Annotated in this window: 18 protein-coding genes; 11 read left to right on the top strand and 7 right to left on the bottom strand. The window is 70.4% G+C overall.

Annotation, left to right across the window (positions count from 1 at the left end):
• Nucleotides 1–5: 5 nt before the first annotated feature.
• The 3 genes from FIF60_RS04775 (at nt 6) to FIF60_RS04765 (ending at nt 2,711) form a co-directional block, all read left to right on the top strand.
• On the top strand, nt 6–1,202 hold the full coding sequence (locus FIF60_RS04775; RefSeq protein WP_144184392.1) for a benzoate/H(+) symporter BenE family transporter: 1,197 nt from the start codon (nt 6–8) through the stop codon (nt 1,200–1,202).
• Nucleotides 1,203–1,263: 61 nt separating this feature from the next.
• Nucleotides 1,264–1,671, top strand: a complete 408-nt coding sequence (locus FIF60_RS04770; RefSeq protein WP_144184390.1) for a helix-turn-helix domain-containing protein — start codon at nt 1,264–1,266, stop codon at nt 1,669–1,671.
• Nucleotides 1,672–1,709: 38 nt separating this feature from the next.
• On the top strand, nt 1,710–2,711 hold the full coding sequence (locus tag FIF60_RS04765; protein WP_144184388.1) for a hypothetical protein: 1,002 nt from the start codon (nt 1,710–1,712) through the stop codon (nt 2,709–2,711).
• A gap of 53 nt (nt 2,712–2,764) precedes the next feature.
• On the opposite strand, the gene FIF60_RS04760 is transcribed toward FIF60_RS04765, so the two are convergent.
• Together FIF60_RS04760 and hemF are read right to left on the bottom strand one after the other, a co-directional pair.
• Entirely contained in the window at nt 2,765–3,343 is a 579-nt protein-coding gene (locus tag FIF60_RS04760; protein WP_144184387.1) for a hypothetical protein, read from the bottom strand.
• A 16-nt stretch (nt 3,344–3,359) separates the two neighbouring features.
• Nucleotides 3,360–4,226, bottom strand: coding sequence for an oxygen-dependent coproporphyrinogen oxidase (hemF, locus tag FIF60_RS04755; RefSeq protein ID WP_144184385.1), 867 nt, complete (start codon nt 4,224–4,226; stop codon nt 3,360–3,362).
• A 320-nt stretch (nt 4,227–4,546) separates the two neighbouring features.
• On the opposite strand from hemF, the gene petA reads away from it, so the two are divergent.
• From petA to FIF60_RS04735, 4 genes are all read left to right on the top strand, one after another.
• Complete coding sequence (petA, locus tag FIF60_RS04750; RefSeq protein ID WP_144184383.1) at nt 4,547–5,104, top strand: ubiquinol-cytochrome c reductase iron-sulfur subunit; 558 nt, start codon at nt 4,547–4,549, stop codon at nt 5,102–5,104.
• Between the two features lie 11 nt (nt 5,105–5,115).
• Nucleotides 5,116–6,384 carry a cytochrome b gene (locus tag FIF60_RS04745; RefSeq protein ID WP_144184381.1) on the top strand — a complete coding sequence of 423 codons (1,269 nt, stop codon included), beginning with the start codon at nt 5,116–5,118 and terminating at the stop codon, nt 6,382–6,384.
• Nucleotides 6,381–7,154 carry a cytochrome c1 gene (locus FIF60_RS04740; protein WP_456305139.1) on the top strand — a complete coding sequence of 258 codons (774 nt, stop codon included), beginning with the start codon at nt 6,381–6,383 and terminating at the stop codon, nt 7,152–7,154. Before FIF60_RS04745 ends, FIF60_RS04740 begins: the two co-directional genes overlap by 4 nt.
• 75 nt (nt 7,155–7,229) lie before the next feature.
• Nucleotides 7,230–8,144: an S-methyl-5'-thioadenosine phosphorylase gene (locus FIF60_RS04735; protein WP_144184379.1), complete on the top strand. Its 915-nt coding sequence runs from the start codon at nt 7,230–7,232 to the stop codon at nt 8,142–8,144.
• A 165-nt stretch (nt 8,145–8,309) separates the two neighbouring features.
• Here FIF60_RS04735 and FIF60_RS04730 read toward each other — a convergent pair whose 3' ends face one another.
• Together FIF60_RS04730 and FIF60_RS04725 are read right to left on the bottom strand one after the other, a co-directional pair.
• A complete protein-coding gene (locus FIF60_RS04730; protein ID WP_144184377.1) occupies nt 8,310–8,978 on the bottom strand; it encodes a dienelactone hydrolase family protein in 669 nt (222 codons plus the stop codon).
• A 74-nt stretch (nt 8,979–9,052) separates the two neighbouring features.
• A complete protein-coding gene (locus FIF60_RS04725) occupies nt 9,053–9,985 on the bottom strand; it encodes an AEC family transporter (protein WP_158639063.1) in 933 nt (310 codons plus the stop codon).
• Nucleotides 9,986–10,033: 48 nt separating this feature from the next.
• Between FIF60_RS04725 and FIF60_RS04720 the strand changes: the two genes are divergently transcribed.
• Nucleotides 10,034–10,234: a DUF4169 family protein gene (locus FIF60_RS04720; RefSeq protein ID WP_144184373.1), complete on the top strand. Its 201-nt coding sequence runs from the start codon at nt 10,034–10,036 to the stop codon at nt 10,232–10,234.
• A 12-nt stretch (nt 10,235–10,246) separates the two neighbouring features.
• Here FIF60_RS04720 and FIF60_RS04715 read toward each other — a convergent pair whose 3' ends face one another.
• The 3 genes from FIF60_RS04715 to FIF60_RS04705 all read right to left on the bottom strand — a co-directional run bounded on the left by FIF60_RS04715 (nt 10,247) and on the right by FIF60_RS04705 (nt 14,266).
• Nucleotides 10,247–11,737, bottom strand: coding sequence for a sensor histidine kinase (locus FIF60_RS04715; protein WP_158639062.1), 1,491 nt, complete (start codon nt 11,735–11,737; stop codon nt 10,247–10,249).
• Nucleotides 11,738–11,771: 34 nt separating this feature from the next.
• Nucleotides 11,772–13,244 carry an ArnT family glycosyltransferase gene (locus tag FIF60_RS04710; protein ID WP_144184369.1) on the bottom strand — a complete coding sequence of 491 codons (1,473 nt, stop codon included), beginning with the start codon at nt 13,242–13,244 and terminating at the stop codon, nt 11,772–11,774.
• 125 nt (nt 13,245–13,369) lie between these two features.
• A complete protein-coding gene (locus FIF60_RS04705) occupies nt 13,370–14,266 on the bottom strand; it encodes a branched-chain amino acid aminotransferase (protein WP_144184367.1) in 897 nt (298 codons plus the stop codon).
• Nucleotides 14,267–14,419: 153 nt separating this feature from the next.
• On the opposite strand from FIF60_RS04705, the gene FIF60_RS04700 reads away from it, so the two are divergent.
• From FIF60_RS04700 to FIF60_RS04690, 3 genes are read left to right on the top strand one after another with little or no spacing between them, the layout of a single operon-like run.
• The gene (locus FIF60_RS04700; RefSeq protein WP_144184365.1) at nt 14,420–14,932 is read left to right on the top strand and encodes a MarR family winged helix-turn-helix transcriptional regulator; all 513 of its coding nucleotides are present in this window, start codon (nt 14,420–14,422) and stop codon (nt 14,930–14,932) included.
• Nucleotides 14,932–15,639 carry a response regulator gene (locus FIF60_RS04695; RefSeq protein ID WP_144184363.1) on the top strand — a complete coding sequence of 236 codons (708 nt, stop codon included), beginning with the start codon at nt 14,932–14,934 and terminating at the stop codon, nt 15,637–15,639. The genes FIF60_RS04700 and FIF60_RS04695 overlap by 1 nt, the downstream gene beginning before the upstream one ends.
• A gap of 13 nt (nt 15,640–15,652) precedes the next feature.
• Nucleotides 15,653–17,008, top strand: a complete 1,356-nt coding sequence (locus FIF60_RS04690) for an ATP-binding protein (RefSeq protein ID WP_239451488.1) — start codon at nt 15,653–15,655, stop codon at nt 17,006–17,008.
• The last annotated feature ends 17 nt before the right edge of the window (nt 17,009–17,025 follow it).

Below are 17,025 nucleotides of genomic sequence, written 5' to 3'. Positions count from 1 at the left end.
AATCGATGCCAGACGATCACGGCAGGCGAAGCACTGGACTGGCTCTGAGAGGGGCCTCGCTCCAGGCCACGTGGGCAGGGCTCCTCGCCGGCTTCGTCGGCTTCTTCTCGAGCTTCGCGGTGGTCCTGCAGGGGCTCGTGGCGGCGGGGGCGAACCCGGCGGAGGCGGCCTCCGGCCTCGCCGCGCTGACGGCCGCCATGGGCCTCTGCGGCATCGTCCTGTCGCTGGCCAGGCGTATGCCCATCTCCGTCGCCTGGTCCACGCCGGGGGCGGCGCTGCTCGCGACGTCGGGGGCGCCGGAGGGCGGGTTCGCGGCCGCCGTTGGCGCCTTCGTCGTCTCCGGCGCGCTCGTGGTGCTCGCGGGGCTGTTCGGGCCGCTCGGCCGCGCCGTGGCGGCAATCCCCGCGCCGCTTGCCAACGCCATGCTCGGCGGCGTCCTGTTCAGCCTCTGCCTCGCGCCGGTGCGTGCCGCGGCGGAGGTGCCGCTGCTGGCGCTGCCGATGCTGCTCGCCTGGGCGGTGGCGGGACGGCTGAACCGGCTCGCAGCCATTCCCGCCGCCGTCGCCGCGGCGGTGATCGGCGTGGCGGCAACGGTGTCGCTTCCCGAGGGCGGCATCGGCGAGATCGTCGCGACGCCCGTGCTCGTGGTGCCGGAATTCGTGCCCTCGGCGCTCGTCGGCATCGCGCTGCCGCTGTTCCTGGTGACGATGGCGTCGCAGAACATTCCGGGCATCGCGGTGCTCTCGGCGAATGGCTACCGCCCTGCGCCCGGGCCGCTGTTCACGGCGACGGGGGTCACGTCCGTCCTTGCCGCGCCGTTCGGCTCGCACGCGGTGAACCTTGCCGCCATCACGGCCGCGATCTGCGCTGGGCCTGGCGCGCACCGCGACCCCGCCCGGCGCTGGTGGGCGGCGACGGTTGCGGGCGCGACCTACGTCGCCTTCGGCGTTCTGGCGGGCGGGGTGACGGGGCTCGCCGCGCTGGCGCCGCCCGTACTCGTCCAGGCCGTCGCGGGGCTTGCGCTGCTCGCGCCGCTCGCCGCCGCGCTTGTGGCGGGGCTCGCCGAGGTGCGCGACCGCGAGGCGGCGATCGTCACCTTCGTCGTCTCTGCCTCCGGTGTGAGCATCGGCGGCATCGGCGCGGCGTTCTGGGGGCTTCTCGCCGGCGGAGCGCTGATGGCGCTTGCGCGGTTGGGGCGGTGAACGGCCGCTGCTCCTCGTCTGACCGTTGGTAAGTGTTGACTAATGCATCAACAGTCATCAGATGGGCGCCGTGAAGGATGACGCGACCCGGCTTGAGGCTGGCGCAGGGGCAGATGGCGGCTTCGGCGAGACCATCCGCCACGCCCGTCTCGCCCGCGCCAAGACCGAACCGCGGGCCTTCACCCTGCGCCAGGTCGCAGCGCGTGCCGGGGTGCAGCCCGACTACCTCTCGCGGATCGAGCGGGGCCTCGTCGCACCGCCGGGGGAGGAGGCGATCGCCCGCCTCGCGGATGTGCTGGGCGAGGACCGCGACGTTCTGCTCGCGCTTGCCGGCAAGGTCTCGGCCGACCTGCGCCGCGCGATCCTTCGGCGGCCGAAACTGTTCGCGGAGCTCATCCGCGAGCTGAACGCGATGCCCGACCACGCCATCCTCCGCATCGCGCGCGAGGTGCGTGACGGGGAGTGGTGATTAGCTGAGGCAACGACGTGACAGGAGGGGGATTGGCGATGATCGAACTCGATGGCAGCATCCTGACGTTCCGGTTTCCGCATCTTGGCGCGGAAGCGGCGGCGCGCATTTCATTCCACCGCACGCTACGGGTGCCGGATACGGACGTGATACACCGCCTGCCTGCCGGGCTTGGTTGGTTCCCGCTGAAGCATGTTGACGACTATGCCGATCGGTTGCCTGCCTCGGTCGTGCGGCGCGGCGGCCTCATCATGCCGATGTGGCAGGCCGAGGCGCTGTGGATAGGCTTCCACGAAAGCTGGTTCGAGGACAGGCGGATGCCGTGCGCGGTGAAGATCGCGACCGGCAAGATCAACGCCGTGTCGGGAGAGCGATGGCGCGACGGGTTGCACCGGGAGCCGCAGGACTATTGTCCGGTTCCGCTGCAGCCGTGGCTCGACGGCTTCAAGACCGAAAGCGATGTCGTTCGGCAGTTCGTGGCCATGCCGCTAGGCGCGGGGGTGACGGCCGAGGAGCAGCTCACCGGCGCGGCCGAGCATGGCGGGCTGCAGCTGTCTGTGACGCCGCTGACCAGCGATGCCTATGCGCGCTGGAAGGAGCCTTTGGTCTGGCAGGAGCAGGCGTCAGCCCAGCGTCTCTACAGCGAATCGCCGCAGCTCGGCCTCGCTCCGGGAGGCTGGATCAGGCAGCGCGTCTATGCAGATGATCGGCCGCTTGCCGACTACGACACCTCCCGCACACTGCGCATGTTCGTCACCATCCTCGATGCCATGGCATGGCGGCACGTGACCGGCGAGGCTCCTCCGACTGAGCCGCCGACGGCGAAGGAATATGCCGCGGCGGGAATCCCCTGGTTCGATCTTTATGACAGTGATGTCGCGGCGGTCCCTGGCGTACCGGCCCTCGCAGCCATGCAACCGGTCAGCCTCGCCAGGATGCTGGGCTGCACCGACGAGGAGCTCGAGATGGAGCCGCACGTGGTGCTCGACCTGCTGAGGCGCCGTCACGTGAAGACAGTGCGCGGCTGGACCGGCGACTGAGCCTGTGTCGCCACGTCAGGCCGGATGCCGCACCCGCCTGACGTGACGAGGCGTCAGCGCCGCCAGGCGAAGGCGCGGGAGAGGTCGGCCGCGCTGCGTGCCGGCCTCGGCGTCTCGCGCGTCAGCGTGCGCCAGAGGAGCGCGATCATCGTCAGGATGAAGGCGAGCGCCGGGAGAGGGTGCCACCAGCTCCCGTCCTCCTCGACCGCGAGCACGATCGAGAACACCACCAGCCCTGCAGCGACGAGGCCAAGCGCGCCCAATCCGAACACGGCGCCGAACCAGCCATGGCCGGTCGTGACCGGCACGCCGCGGGCCATCAGTGCCTCGGCGAGGCCGCGCACGACCGCCTCGTAGCCCACGCGCTCCTCGAGCGAGGGCGGCGTCGTGATCTCCAGCCTGCCCGGCGCACCGCCGAGCGTCAGCCAGATCGCGTGCCAGACGTGCCTGCCGCTGACCACGCTCGCGGCCATGGCGGTGATGTCCGTCAGGGCGATGCGCCGCATCACGCCCCCCTCGCCGAGGAGCACGAGCGCGTCTGGCTCGAGGCTCACGCGGATCCAGGGGCCGGTGAAGCCGAGCCTGCGCAGCGAGCCGACGGACCAGGCGTGGAAGAGGGGGCCGCCCGGCATCCCGGCCCCCGGCGCCTCAGGGCCAGCGCACTTCGGGCGGCAGGCTCATCAGGATCGCCTCGGTGTTGCCGCCCGTCTTCAGCCCGAACAGCGTGCCGCGGTCATAGAGAAGGTTGAACTCCACATAGCGGCCGCGGCGGATGAGCTGGTGCTCGCGCTCCTCCTCCGTCCATGGCTCGCGCATCCGCCGCGCGACGATGGCGGGGAAGGCCTCGAGGAAGGCGAGGCCGACATCGCGGGTGAAGGCGAAATCGGCGTCCCAGTTCCCGGTATCGTGGGTGTCGTAGAAGATGCCGCCCACGCCACGCGGCTCGCCCCGGTGCGGAAGGTAGAAGTATCGGTCGCACCATTCCTTGAACTTCGGGTACCAGGCCGGGTCGTGCCGGTCGCAGGCCCCCTTGAAGGCGGCGTGGAAGGTCGCGCCGTCCTCCTCCGTCTCGGGACGGTCAAGGAACATCGGGGTCAGGTCGCCGCCGCCGCCGAACCAGCCCTTGGTCGTCACGATCATGCGGGTGTTCATGTGCGCGGCCGGCACGCGCGGGCTCTGCATGTGCGCGACGAGGCTGATGCCCGAGGCCCAGAAGCGCGGATCCTCCGCAGCGCCGGGAATCTGGGCGCGGAATTCGGGGCTGAACTCGCCATGCACGGTCGAGACGTTCACGCCGACCTTCTCGAACACGCGCCCCTTCATGACGCTCATGGCTCCGCCGCCGCCGCCTGGCCTCTGCCACTCCGTGCGGGTGAAGCGCCCGGGCGGGCGGGTCCCCGCGAGGGGGGTGTCCGGCGCGTCCTCGAGGGCCTCGAAGGCGGCGCAGAGGCGGTCACGCAGCGTCGAGAACCAGGTCCGCGCAGCGTCTTTCTGGGCGTCGGAGGGAATCGGCATGGACGGAATGGGGCGGCAAGCCGGGCGCGGCGTCAACGCCCCCGGCTTCGCAGAAGGCGGTTCACTGGGGCGGCAGCGCCCTTGCCAATGCCGGAGCCATGTCCATGTCGCAACGCAAGTCGTCCGAGCCTCGCCAGGTTGCCCTACCGGGCATCAGGCGCTATAGGCCCGCGGGCGCTGGGTTCGGGGTGCGGGCATGCGTGTGCCCGCCTGCGGCTGCATTGCCGTTTCCCCGCCCCGTGCACCGGCGCCGGCAACGGGCGACGACGTGGGCGATCAGGGCGGCCCGACATGTGGCGGGGCCGCAGGAGGGAGTGGGAATGGCGAACGCGGCCACCGCGACAGGCTCTGCCGACGGCAGGTCAGCCGAAACGAGGCGCGACTTCCTGAAGCTGACCACGACGGCGATGGCCGCTGTCGGCGTCGGCGCCTTTGCCTGGCCCTTCATCGACAGCATGAACCCCTCCGCCTCGGTGCTGGCGCTCGCCTCCACGGAGGTCGATCTCGCGCCGATCGCCGAGGGCCAGGCCATCACCGTGGTCTGGCGCGGCAAGCCCGTGTTCGTCCGCCACCGCACGGCCGACGACATCCGGGCCGCGGCCGACGTGAACATGTCCGCCCTTCCCGACCCGGCGACGGACCAGTCCCGCGTGCAGAAGCCCGCGTGGCTCGTGATGATCGGCATCTGCACCCATCTCGGCTGCGTGCCGCTCGGCCAGCGCCCGACGGACCCGAAGGGCGACTTCGGCGGCTGGTTCTGCCCCTGCCACGGCAGCCACTACGACACCTCGGGGCGCATCCGCCGCGGCCCTGCGCCACGCAACCTCGAGATCCCCGAGTACGCGTTCCTGACCGACACCTCCATCCGCATCGGCTGAGGCACAGAACGATGGCCGGACTGCACAAGAGCGACATGAAGAACCCGGTGGTGCGCTGGATCGACGAGCGCCTGCCGATCCCGAGCATGCTCAACAAGGAGTATGCGCAGTTCCCCACGCCGAAGAACTTCAACTACTTCTGGAACTTCGGCGCGCTGGCGATGGTCAACCTCGTGGTGATGATCGTCACCGGCATCTTCCTCGCGATGCACTACACGGCGCACACGGCCTACGCGTTCGACAGTGTCGAGCGCATCATGCGCGACGTGAACTACGGCTGGCTGATCCGCTACATCCACATGAACGGCGCCAGCATGTTCTTCATTGTGGTGTACATCCACATCTTCCGCGGCCTGTACTACGGATCCTACAAGACGCCGCGCGAACTCCTGTGGATGCTCGGCGTCGTCATCCTGCTCCTGATGATGGCCACCGCCTTCATGGGCTACGTGCTTCCCTGGGGCCAGATGAGCTTCTGGGGGGCGACCGTGATCACCAACCTGTTCAGCGCGATCCCGATCGTCGGGCCGGACATCGTGGTGTGGCTGTGGGGCGGGTTCAGCGTGGACAACCCCACCCTCAACCGCTTCTTCTCGCTGCACTACCTGCTGCCGTTCCTGATCGTCGGCGTGGTGTTCCTGCACGTGGTGGCGCTCCACATCACGGGCTCGAACAACCCGCTCGGCATCGAGCCGAAGGGCCCGCAGGACACGATCCCGTTCCACCCCTACTACACGATCAAGGACACGTTCGGCCTCTGCATCTACCTGATCGTGTTCGCGTTCCTTGTGTTCTTCATGCCGAACTATCTCGGCCACGCTGACAACTACATCCCGGCGAACCCGCTGGTGACGCCGGCGCACATCGTGCCCGAGTGGTACTTCCTGCCGTTCTACGCGATCCTTCGCGCGGTGCCCGACAAGCTCGGCGGCGTGCTGCTGATGTTCGGCTCGATCGCGGTGCTGTTCGTGCTGCCCTGGCTCGACACGAGCCCGGTCCGCAGCATGAAGTTCCGCCCGCTCGCGCGGCCGTTCTTCTGGATGTTCGCGATCGCCTGCGTCGTGCTCGGCTATGCGGGCGCGATGCCGGCCGAGGGCATCTGGGTGACGATCAGCCGCGTCGGCACCGCCTACTACTTCATGTACTTCCTGGTGATCCTGCCGGTCCTCGGGAAGCTGGAGCGGCCGCGCCCGCTGCCCGAGAGCATCTCGGCGCCGGTGCTGCGTGGCGGCGGTCCTGTGCCCGCGGGCGCCTCCGCCAAGCCGATGGAGAAGGCATGATGCGCAGTCTTCGGAACGCTGTTGTCGCGGCAGCGCTCGTTCTCGCCACGCCGTTCGCAGCGAACGCGGCGGGCGAGGTGGTCAAGCCGCCCGCGCAGGACTGGTCGTTCGGTGGCCTGTTCGGCACGTTCGACCGTGCCTCCGCCCAGCGCGGCTTCCAGGTCTACAAGGAGGTCTGCGCAGCCTGCCACGCGATGAAGCAGATCTCCTACCGGAACCTCGCCGAGATCGGGCTCTCGGAGGACGAGATCCGGGCCATCGCCGCCGAGGTTCAGGTCCAGGACGGGCCGAACGACGATGGCGAGATGTTCGAGCGGCCCGGCCGCGCATCCGACCGTTTCCGCAGCCCCTTCCCGAACGAGAGGGCGGCTCGCGCGGTCAACAACGGCGCCTACCCTGTTGACCTCTCGCTGATCATCAAGGCGCGCGGTGGCGGCGCCGACTATCTCTACGCGCTTCTGACCGGGTATCGAGACGAGCCGCCGCCTGGCGTGCCGGTGATGGATGGGATGCACTACAACGACTACTTCCCCGGGCACTGGATCGCGATGGGCCGGCCACTGAACGACGACCAGATCGTCTACGCCGACGGCACGCCCGCGACCACCTCACAGATGGCGCGCGACGTCACGACCTTCATGGCATGGGCAGCGGAGCCGGAACTCGAGCAGCGCAGGGCGATGGGCGTGCGGGTGATCCTGTTCCTGACGATCCTGGCCGGCATGACCTACGCCGTGAAGCGCAAGATCTGGGCTGACCTGAAGCACTGATCGGCAGCGCGGCTTTGGGCTAGAAGATGGGGCCGCCTTCCGGGGCGGCCCCTTTCGCTTGCAAGGACACCACGCATGGCCGACTCGCCTCCGCCCGTTCCCACGCCCGTCATCGGCATCATCGGCGGTTCGGGCGTCTATGACATCGAGGGCATCGAGGGGGCGGAGTGGCGCCAGGTGAAGACGCCCTGGGGCCTCCCTTCGGGCGAACTGCTGTTCGGGCGGCTTTCCGGCGTGCAGGTGGTGTTCCTGCCGCGGCACGACCGCGGACACAGGCTCTCGCCGACCGACCTTCCCTATCGCGCAAACATCGATGCGCTGAAGCGGGCGGGCTGCACCGAGATCATCTCTCTCTCTGCCGTCGGCTCGCTCCGCGCCGAGCTGCCGCCCGGCAGCTTCGTGATCGTCGACCAGTTCGTCGACCGCACCTTCGCGCGGCAGAAGAGCTTCTTCGGCGCAGGCTGCGTCGCCCACGTCTCGATGGCCGACCCGGTGTGCCGCCGCCTTGGCGACGCGCTCGAGCAGGCCTGCCGCGACCTCGCCCTGCCGCACCAGCGCGGCGGCACCTATCTCGCGATGGAGGGGCCGCAATTCTCGACGCGCGCGGAGAGCGAGCTCTACCGCGCCTGGGGCTGCGACGTGATCGGCATGACGAACATGCCGGAGGCAAAGCTCGCCCGGGAGGCCGAGCTCTGTTACGCGACCGTTGCGATGGTGACGGACTACGATTGCTGGCACCCCGAGCATGACCACGTGACGGTCGAACTCGTCGTGAAGGTGCTGTTCGAGAACGCGGCGAAGGCGCGGTCGCTCGTTGCGAAGGTGGTTCCGGTGCTCGGCGAGCGGCGCGAGCCCTGCTGGGCCGGCTGCCACACCGCGCTCGAGAACGCGATCGTCACGGCGCCGGAGAAGCGCGACCCGGCCTTGGTCGCGCGGCTCGACGCCGTGGCCGGGCGCGTCCTCGGCCTCGAGGCGAAGGGCGAGGCGTAGCGGTCTCGCCGCGCCCGGCGCCTGAGGGCCTTTGCTTCAAGCGTGCGAACTGCGCGCCGCGCCCCCTGGCGCGAGCCAAGCCGCCGGAGGCGGCGCCCGGCGCCTGAGGGCATGAAGAAACTCCGCGAGCCAAGCCGCCGGAGGCGGCGCCCGGCGTCTGAGGGCCTACGAAAGATGCTTTCCGAAGAAGGCCAGCGTCCGCTTCTGGGCGAGGTCGGAGTCGGGCTTGCTGAAGCTGCCGCGCTCGTCGCAGCCGAAGCCGTGTTGCGCTCCCTCATAGACGAAGATCTCGACGCCGGGCTGGGCGGCGCGAATCGCCTCGACATCGCTCATCGGGATCGAGGCGTCCTTCTCCCCGAAATGCATCTGCACCGGGCAGTGCGGCGCCTCCGTGCGCGTGCCGGCGATGCCGCCGCCATACCAGCAGGAGCTTGCCGCGAAGCTCTTCGTCCGCGTCGCGCCCCACCAGGCAACCGTTCCGCCCCAGCAATAGCCGACGATGCCACGCTTCGCGCCCTTCGGCAGCGCCGCGGCGGCGGCCTCGATGTCGAGCACCGGCCCCGCCTCGGGCACCTGGCCGCGAAGTTCGCGGCCGCGGGCGACGTCCTCGCCCGTGTAGCCGAGCTCGACGCCGCGCTGCGTGCGGTCGAACAGGGCGGGGCAGACCACGGCGTAGCCTTCGGCGGCAAACCGGTCGCACACGGTCCGCATGTGATGGTTCACGCCGAAGATCTCCTGCACCACGACGAGCGCGCGCGTCGCGTCCTCCGGCCCTGCCGCATAGGCAGAGAGCGTGTGGCCGTCCGATGCCGTGAGCGTGATGGTCCTGCCCATCTGGTCCTCCCGTTTCGCTTGTCCCTCTCCGATGACGCAGCCGGGCCTGTCGTGCAACCCCGCAGCCTGGCGTCTCAGCGGAACAGAGCGACCAGGCCCGAGAGCGTGACCACCGAGACGAGGGTGGAGGCGACCACCGTGGCGCCGGCACGGTCCGCGCCGAGGCCGTAGCGCACGGCGAGCAGCACAGGGTTCGAGCCTGTCGGCAAGGCGGCGGCCGTCACCGTCACGGCCGTCTCCGCCGGGGAGAGGCCGATGGCGCGGCAGGCGAGGAACACGAGCGCTGGCATGACGAAGAGCTTCGCGAGCCCCGCGACCGCCACCTCGCGCCAGGCATGGCCGAGGCGGAACGCGGCAAGCCCGGCACCGAGTGAGACGAGCGCGACCGGCGCCGACGCCGAGCCGAGCAGGTCGAGCGTGGCGCGGATCGGCCCGGGCAGCTGCGGCAGTCCGAGCAGCCGCCACAGGATGGCCGCGAGAAGGGCCGCGACGATCGGGTTCGAGACGACGGCGAGCGCGACGTTGCCGAACGCCCGAACCGAGCCTGCGCCACGAAGCGCGAGCTCGAGCAGGACGGTGGTCAGCCCCACCAGCGCGAGCGAGTGCAGGCCGACGATGCCGAGAAGCGTCTCGAGCCCCTCGCGCCCATAGGCCGCGAGCGTGAGCGGGATGCCCATGGCGACGACATTGCCGAAGCCGGCGTTGAGCGACGTCAGTGCCGCCTCGGCCATGCCGAGCCCGAGCGGGCCTTTGCCGAGCAGGTAGACGAGCCCGTAGGTGGCGAGGCAGCCGGCGAAGAACGCGACCGCCGCCCGCCCGCCCGCGCCCTCGGAGGAGACGCCGGCGGAGAACAGAAGCGCGGGTGCGGCGAGGTTGAAGGCGAAGATGACGAGCCCGCGCTGGGCCGCGGCGTCGATATACCCTTGCTTGACCGATACGAACCCGAGCGCGACCAGCGCGAAGACCGGCACGACGGTGGTCAGGACAGCGGAGAGCACCTCTGTCATGATCGGGCCGGGCACGGAGCGGCGGCAACGCCGCGGGAGGGCAGCGCCATGGGCGAGATCGTCAACCTGCGCCGCGTACGCAAGGCGCGCGCGAAGGCCGAAGAGCAGGCGAAGGCCGAGGCCAATCGCGCCGTGCATGGCCGCGACAAGGCGGCGAAGGCCGATGACGATGCCGAGACCGCGCGTCGGAGGCAGCGTGACCGCACGCTCGATTCCTCGCGCATCGAGCGCGACGAGCCGGAGACCTGACGCGCCACGCGCTCACGAAGCGCTGATCGGCTCTGGCGGGGGTGGGGCGGGCGGCTGCGCCTGGGGCGCCTCTGCCTCCGGCTCGGCGGTGGCATCGAGCGGCAGCCCGATATGGAACCGAGTTCCCGAGGGGCCCGTCTCGGCGACCGAGATCTCTCCGCCATGGGCGCGCACGAGGTCGCGCACGATCGAGAGTCCGAGCCCCGAGCCGCCGCGTCGGCCGGACTGGAACGGCTTGAACGGATCGGCCGCCAGCGCGGAGGGAAGGCCGCGGCCGTTGTCGGCGAGCTCGATCGAGACGGCGCCCTCCCGTTCCCGCGCCGTGACCGTCACCCGGGTCGCGCCGGCCTCGATGGCGTTGCGCGCGAGGTTGAGGACCACGCGGAACAGCATCTCCCGGTCGGCCACCAGGGCGAGCTCGCCCGGCGCATCGGCGATGACCGAGACGCGCGCCTCGTCCGCCGAGGCCGCTGCCTTCGCTGCCGCGCCGGCTTCCTCGATCAGCGGCTTCAGCTCGAACCGCGCCGCATTCAGCGTCGGCGGCCCTTCGCGCACGAACTCCATCGTGCGCGAGCAGAGCGCGACGGCCCGCTCGATAGAGGCCAGGAGCTGCGGGGCGGAGGCGCGCACCTTCGGGTCGGAACTGCCCGAGAGCCTGTCGGATACGAGAAGGGCCGTGGCCAGCACGCCGCGCAGGTCGTGGTTCACCTTCGCCACCGCCGTGCCGAGGGCGGCGAGGCGCGACTTGCGCCAGAGGTCCTGCCTGATCGAGCTCTGCATCTGCGCCATCGCCTCGGTCGCGGCGCCGATCTCGTCCTTCCGGCGCACGCGCGGCTCGGGCAGCGGGCGCTCGGGGTCATCGGCGAAGCGGCGGATGCTGTCGGTCAGCGCCCGCATCGGCCGCGCGAGCAGCATCTGCAGGATGGCGAAGAGCAGGAGCGAGGCGATCACGGCGATCACCACGCCGGTGATGACGATCCGCGCCATCGAGGCATGCAGCGCGGCGACGAGCGGCTTCCGTTCCATCACTAGGTCGACCACCGTCGTCGGTTCGGTGATGCCGTCGCCGATGACGCGGACATGCCCGTCCTCGTCGCGGATCAGGAGCTCGATCGAGAGCACGATTGCCCGGGGGAGCGACAGTGTCCTGAGGTCGATCACCTTGCCGACCTGGAACTCCCGCCCCTCGCGGGCAAGCGGCAGGATGCGCCGCCCGGGGGTGCGCAGCGACACGAGATCGACGCCCGCGAGCGTCAGAAGCTGGTCCTGGAGCTGTGGGTCGAGCATGTCCTCGCCCGCCGCCTCAAGCGCGAGGGCGGCGAGATGCGCGCTGTTGACCCGCGACTCCAGCCAGTCCTGGCAGGCACGGCCGAGCGCGGGAAGCAGGATCGCTGCGAGCGCGAGCAGCGCGAAGCCGGTGGTGACGCGCAGCAGGAGGCCGGTGAGGCTCCGCGTCGGTCGGGCTGTGTCGTGGCCAGGCTGCATGCCGGCCGAGCGTAGCATTCCGCGCCGCGCCGCGTCTGTCGCGACACGAGGCTCAGTCGCGGTAGCCGCGGAACCCCTCGAGCCGCCAGAGCGTGTAGCGCAGCGCGGCGTTGCGGTGCGTCGGCACGGTGATGCGCCCGGCCTGTTCGACGCGCTCGAAGCGCGCGAACACATCGGGTGCGGTGTCGCGGCGCGTCACGAACAGGAGGGGGCCGCGCTCGCCCGGCTGGAGCGCGGCGGTCAGCTCGAACTCGTTCCGGGCGATGCCGTCCGCCTCCCACATGCGCGCATCGAGCGGGTGGGGGCGGACGTAGTAGATCAGCGTCGCCATGTCACGGCGCTGCTCGAACAGGAGTCGCGCGTCGCGGTTCTCGGCGGCGACGCGCGAGACGGCCTCGCCAAGCGTGGCCCAGCCCCTCTGCCGCATCCACGGATCGGCGCCGCGCGGAAGCGAGAAGCCGGCGGCCTCTGCCGCCGGAGGCCCCGCGAACAGGATCAGCGCCGCTGCGACATGGAGGCCCACGGAGAGGCGGAGGAGCAGCGCGCGCCCCTGCGCCAGCGCCCAGGCGACGACGAGCAGCGTGCCGGCGACGTAGATGGGCGCGGCCCAGTTGGCGTTGGCGCGGCTCGCGAAGGACTGGGCGAGCATCAGCGCGCCCATCGGGGCGGCGAACAGCGCGAGCATGCGCGTTGCGGGGTCGGCCCAGGTGGCACGGCGCGACAGCACCCAGAGAAGCAGCGCGAAGGTGATCGGCCCGAACACGCCGAACTGCGCGCCGAGGAACTCGAGGCCCTGGATCGGGTTGAAAGATGGGCCGCCGCCGAGGTTGGCGTTCTCCCCGACATGGCGGACGGTCGCGAACCCGTTCCAGAGATTCCAGGCGAGGTTCGGCGTCAGAACCGCGAGCGCGAGCGCTGCGGCGAGCCACGGGCCCGCGCCGCGCAGCAGGGTGCTGCGCGCCTCGCGGTCGAGGATGAGGGTAAGTACAAGCCCGCCGAGGAAGCCCACCATCGCGTATTTCGCGAGGAACCCTAGCCCGAGCGAGAGCCCGAGCACGGCCCACCAGGCGAGGCCCGCACCCTCGCGCAGCCGGACGAGCGCATGGAGCGCAGCTGCCCAGGCAAAGAGCAACGCCGCATCGGTCGAGACGATGGCGGAGGAGACCGAGACGGCCGGAAGCGTCGCGTACACGGAAGCGGCCCAGAGTGCCGCGCGGGCGCCGAAGAGGCGTGCCGCGGTCGCGCAGAGCAGGAGCGCGGTACCTGCGTGCAGAAGCGGCGAGGAAAGGCGGATACAGCCCTCGCCCGGGCCGCAGAGAGCGGTGGTGCCGGCGATCAGCCAGGCGACGAGCGGCGGCTTGGTGACGTAGCCGAGGCGCAGGTCCTGCGCCCAAACCCAGTACTGCGCCTCATCCGCGTAGAGATCCGGCGTGTTGAAGGCGAGCCAGAACACCCGCAGAAGCGTGATCGCGCCGACGAGCGCGAGCGCGCGAGGGAACCAAGGCTGTTCGGAGGCGTTCGGCACTCGCGGGGCTTAACCGCCGCCGCGCGTGCCGGCAACTGGCTTCAGGCGAGCGTGATCGACGGATATCTGACCCCGTTTGAGAATTTGCTGCCGCCAGGCCGCGGCAGCAGCCTTCGCGAACGGTCTCAGGCGGCGATCTTCGCGACCTCCTCCGGGCTCATCCGCACCGTCTTCTCGTAATCGTCGAGAAGCGTCTTGGTGATGTCGGCGGGCGTGAACTTGTAGGGCCCGATCTCGGAGACAGGCGTGACCTCGGCTGCGGTCCCGCAAAGGAAGCACTCGGTCGCCTTGGCCATCTCCTCGGGCATGATCGCGCGCTCGACCACCTTCATCTGCCGGTTCCGCGCGAGCTTCATCACCGTCCGGCGCGTGATGCCGTCGAGGAAGCAGTCAGGCGTGGGCGTATGCACCTCGCCGTCGATCACGAAGAAGATGTTCGCGCCCGTCGCCTCGGCGACCTGGCCGCGCCAGTCGAGCATCAGCGCGTCGGCGTAGCCCTTGGCCTCGGCCGCGTGCTTGTTCAGCGTCGCGATCATGTAGAGGCCGACGGCCTTCGCCGCGGTCGGCGCCGTCTTCGGGTGCGGTCGGCGCCACTCGCCGATGTCGAGGCGAATGCCCTTCATCCTGTCGGCGAAGTAGGCGCCCCATTCCCAGACGGCGATGGCGAGGTGGATCGTGTTCTTCTGGCCCGCCACCCCCATCATCTCCGAGCCGCGCCAGGCGATCGGGCGGACATAGGCGTCCTTCAGCCCCGAGGCCGCGAGCGTCGCCTTCGTCGCCTCGTCGATCTGCTCGAGCGTCCAGGGGATCTGCATGTCCATGATCCGGCCGCTGTCGATCAGGCGCTGGCTGTGCTCGGTCAGCTTGAAGACGTGGCCTTCATAGGCACGCTCGCCCTCGAACACGGCCGAGCCGTAGTGCAGGGCATGCGTGAGAACGTGAACCTTGACCTCGCGCCACGGGCGCAGGACACCATCGAGCCAGATCAGCCCGTCGCGGTCGTCATAGGGAACAAGGGCCATGGGCGCATCCTTCGGTATGTTGCCGCTGCTTCTCGAGCAACTTTCTTGCGTGAGTGATGCCTCAAGAGCAACCTTGGCGACGCTACGGTCGGTCGGTTAATATGTCAACGTTGCTGACGTAACGACCCGTCAACCCAGGAAAGACTGACGCGCATGGATGCCCGCGGTGCCGCTTCCCTCCTGTTCCTCCGCGAGGAGGAGATCCGTCTCGGGATGGAGCTCCTCTTCTTCGGCTACCGGGACTTCACGGCGGGGCCGGACGCGATCCTCGCCGAGCTCGACATGGGGCGGGCGCATCACCGCGTGCTGCACTTCGTCGGCCGGCACCCGGGCATCACCGTGTCGGAGCTTCTCGCCATCCTGCGCATCACCAAGCAATCGCTCGGCCGGGTGCTGAAGCCGCTCGTCGAAGGCGGCTACGTGGTGCATGCGCCGGGGCGGAACGACCGCCGCCAGAGGCTGCTGACCCTGACGCAGAAGGGCCAGGCGCTCGAGCGCCGCCTGTTCGAGCGCCAGCGCGACACCATCTCGCGCGCCTACCGCGAATCAGGCGCGCAGGCGGTCGAAGGCTTCCGCCGCGTCATGCTCGGCATGATGGGGGCGGATGCGCGCGCCCGCATCGAGGCGGGCCAGGCGAAGGACCGGGAGAGCGGCAAGGTCGCGTGATGGCCAGCGGCGCCGCGTCCGAGGCCTACCACCTCCTCGTCGTCGACGACGACCAGCGGCTGCGCGACCTGCTGCGCCGCTTCCTCGAGCGCGAGGGGTTCCGCGTGACGGCCGCGGCCGATGCCGCCGAGGCGCGCCACCTCCTGAAGCTGATGGCGTTCGACCTGATCGTGCTCGACGTGATGATGCCTGGCGAGAGCGGGCTCGACCTTGCAGAGGCGGTGCGGCGCGAGCGCGACGTGCCGGTCGTTCTGCTCACCGCCCGCGGCACGCCGGAGGACCGCATCGCCGGGTTCGAGCGCGGCGCCGACGACTACCTGCCAAAGCCCTTCGAGCCGCGCGAGCTTTCGTTGCGGATCCGCACGATCCTGCGTCGCCTCGCCGCCCCGGCCGCGCAGGCGCCCAGCGCCGGCCCCGTGCGCCTCGGCGAGGCGACGTTCGACCCTGCGCGCGGGCTGCTCGTCAGGAACGGCGAGCCGGTGCGGCTGACGAGCGGCGAGGCAGCGCTTCTCGGCGCGCTCGCCTCCCGTGCAGGCGAGACGCTGACGCGCGAGGACCTTGCCGCGGCGCTCGGACAGGAGGACGCGGGCGAGCGCGCGATCGATGTTCAGGTCACGCGGCTTCGCCGCAAGATCGAGCCCGACCCGCGCGAGCCCGCCTTCCTGCAGACCGTGCGGGGCAGGGGCTACGTGCTGAGGCCCGGCTGATGGGAGGGAGCGCGTGATCGCACGCGGCCTGCTCGCCCACGTCAAGCGCGTGTTGCCGAGAAGCCTGCTCGGGCGCTCGGTGCTGATCATCGTGACGCCGCTGATCGTGCTCCAGGCCGTGGCGCTGCAGGTGTTCTACGGCACGCACTGGGAGGTCGTATCGCGCCGCCTTGCCTCCGCGGTCGCGGGCGACATCGGCTTCATCGTCGAGACGCTGGAGCGCGACCCGCGGCCCGAGACTCTCGTCTGGGTGACGAACGAGGCGCTGTCGCGGCTCGAGCTCGTGCTCCGCCTAGAGCCTGGCGGGGTGCTTCCGGACGAGCCCGACATCCGCACCGGGCCGGCGGAGGACGAGCTCGCAGCGGCGATCGAGGAGCGTGTGCGGCTGCCCTTCCGCATCACCTGGCCGCGGTCGGAGCGCGCGGTCGAGATCCAGGTGCAGCTTCCCAATGCGCTCCTGCATGTCGAGGCGCCGGCGAAACGGCTCTTTACCGGAACGGTCACGGTGTTCGTGCTCTGGCTGATCGGGTCGGCGCTGATCGTCTTCGCCATCGCCGTGCTGTTCATGCGCAACCAGGTCAAGCCGATCCGCCGCCTCGCCTCGGCGGCCGAGGCCTTCGGCAAGGGGCGAGACGTCGCGCCGATCAAGCCTGAAGGGGCGGACGAGGTGCGCCAGGCGGCGGTGGCCTTCAACAGGATGCGCGAGCGCGTGGCGCGGTTCCTGTCGCAGCGCACCGAGATGCTCGCGGGCGTCAGCCACGACCTGCGCACGCCGATCACGCGGATGCGGCTCGGGCTTGCCATGCTCGCCCCCCGCCTGCCCGACGAGGACCGCGAGGAGGCCGAGGCGCTTTCGGGCGACCTTGCCGAGATGGAGCGGATGATCGAGGCCTATCTCGCCTTCGCGCGCGGCGAGGGAACCGAGCAGGCCCAGGCGGCGGACGTGTCGGAGCTGCTCGAGGAGGTCGCGGCCAAGGCGCGGCGCAACGGCACGGAGGTGACGGTGGAGGCGGAGCGCCAGCTCGTCCTGCCGCTGCGCACCGATGCGATGCGCCGCTGCGTGACGAACCTCGTCGACAATGCGCGGCGCCATGCGGCGCATGTCTGGCTCGGTGCTGCGCGCTTCGTCCGCCCCAATGGCGGCGTGGCGGTTCAAATCACGGTGGATGACGACGGGCCGGGCATTCCGGCCGCGAGGCGCGAGGATGCGTTCCGCCCCTTCGTTCGGCTCGACCAGCCCGGCGGGGCGGGGGGAACGGGGCTTGGGCTGACGATCGCGCGCGACATCGTGCGCGCGCATGGCGGGGAGATCGCGCTCGAGGAAAGCCCGCGCGGTGGGTTGCGGGCCCGGATCAGCCTGCCTGGATAAAGCGTGGGAGCGGCGTT

This window comes from Elioraea rosea (genome assembly GCF_007644105.1).
Classification (GTDB): domain Bacteria; phylum Pseudomonadota; class Alphaproteobacteria; order Acetobacterales; family Acetobacteraceae; genus Elioraea_A; species Elioraea_A rosea.
This window is presented reverse-complemented; position numbering and strand designations above follow the sequence as displayed.

Excerpts from the sequence above, each read along its gene's own strand:
- FIF60_RS04745 (WP_144184381.1), top strand. The coding sequence starts at position 5,116 with ATGGCCGGACTGCACAAGAGCGACATGAAGAACCCGGTGGTGCGCTGG.
- FIF60_RS04715 (WP_158639062.1), bottom strand. The coding sequence starts at position 11,737 with ATGCTACGCTCGGCCGGCATGCAGCCTGGCCACGACACAGCCCGACCG.
- FIF60_RS04725 (WP_158639063.1), bottom strand. The coding sequence starts at position 9,985 with ATGACAGAGGTGCTCTCCGCTGTCCTGACCACCGTCGTGCCGGTCTTC.
- petA (WP_144184383.1), top strand. The coding sequence starts at position 4,547 with ATGGCGAACGCGGCCACCGCGACAGGCTCTGCCGACGGCAGGTCAGCC.
- FIF60_RS04740 (WP_456305139.1), top strand. The coding sequence starts at position 6,381 with ATGATGCGCAGTCTTCGGAACGCTGTTGTCGCGGCAGCGCTCGTTCTC.
- FIF60_RS04760 (WP_144184387.1), bottom strand. The coding sequence starts at position 3,343 with ATGCCGGGCGGCCCCCTCTTCCACGCCTGGTCCGTCGGCTCGCTGCGC.
- hemF (WP_144184385.1), bottom strand. The coding sequence starts at position 4,226 with ATGCCGATTCCCTCCGACGCCCAGAAAGACGCTGCGCGGACCTGGTTC.
- FIF60_RS04770 (WP_144184390.1), top strand. The coding sequence starts at position 1,264 with ATGGGCGCCGTGAAGGATGACGCGACCCGGCTTGAGGCTGGCGCAGGG.
- FIF60_RS04705 (WP_144184367.1), bottom strand. The coding sequence starts at position 14,266 with ATGGCCCTTGTTCCCTATGACGACCGCGACGGGCTGATCTGGCTCGAT.
- FIF60_RS04720 (WP_144184373.1), top strand. The coding sequence starts at position 10,034 with ATGGGCGAGATCGTCAACCTGCGCCGCGTACGCAAGGCGCGCGCGAAG.
- FIF60_RS04695 (WP_144184363.1), top strand. The coding sequence starts at position 14,932 with ATGGCCAGCGGCGCCGCGTCCGAGGCCTACCACCTCCTCGTCGTCGAC.
- FIF60_RS04775 (WP_144184392.1), top strand. The coding sequence starts at position 6 with ATGCCAGACGATCACGGCAGGCGAAGCACTGGACTGGCTCTGAGAGGG.
- FIF60_RS04730 (WP_144184377.1), bottom strand. The coding sequence starts at position 8,978 with ATGGGCAGGACCATCACGCTCACGGCATCGGACGGCCACACGCTCTCT.
- FIF60_RS04735 (WP_144184379.1), top strand. The coding sequence starts at position 7,230 with ATGGCCGACTCGCCTCCGCCCGTTCCCACGCCCGTCATCGGCATCATC.
- FIF60_RS04700 (WP_144184365.1), top strand. The coding sequence starts at position 14,420 with ATGGATGCCCGCGGTGCCGCTTCCCTCCTGTTCCTCCGCGAGGAGGAG.
- FIF60_RS04765 (WP_144184388.1), top strand. The coding sequence starts at position 1,710 with ATGATCGAACTCGATGGCAGCATCCTGACGTTCCGGTTTCCGCATCTT.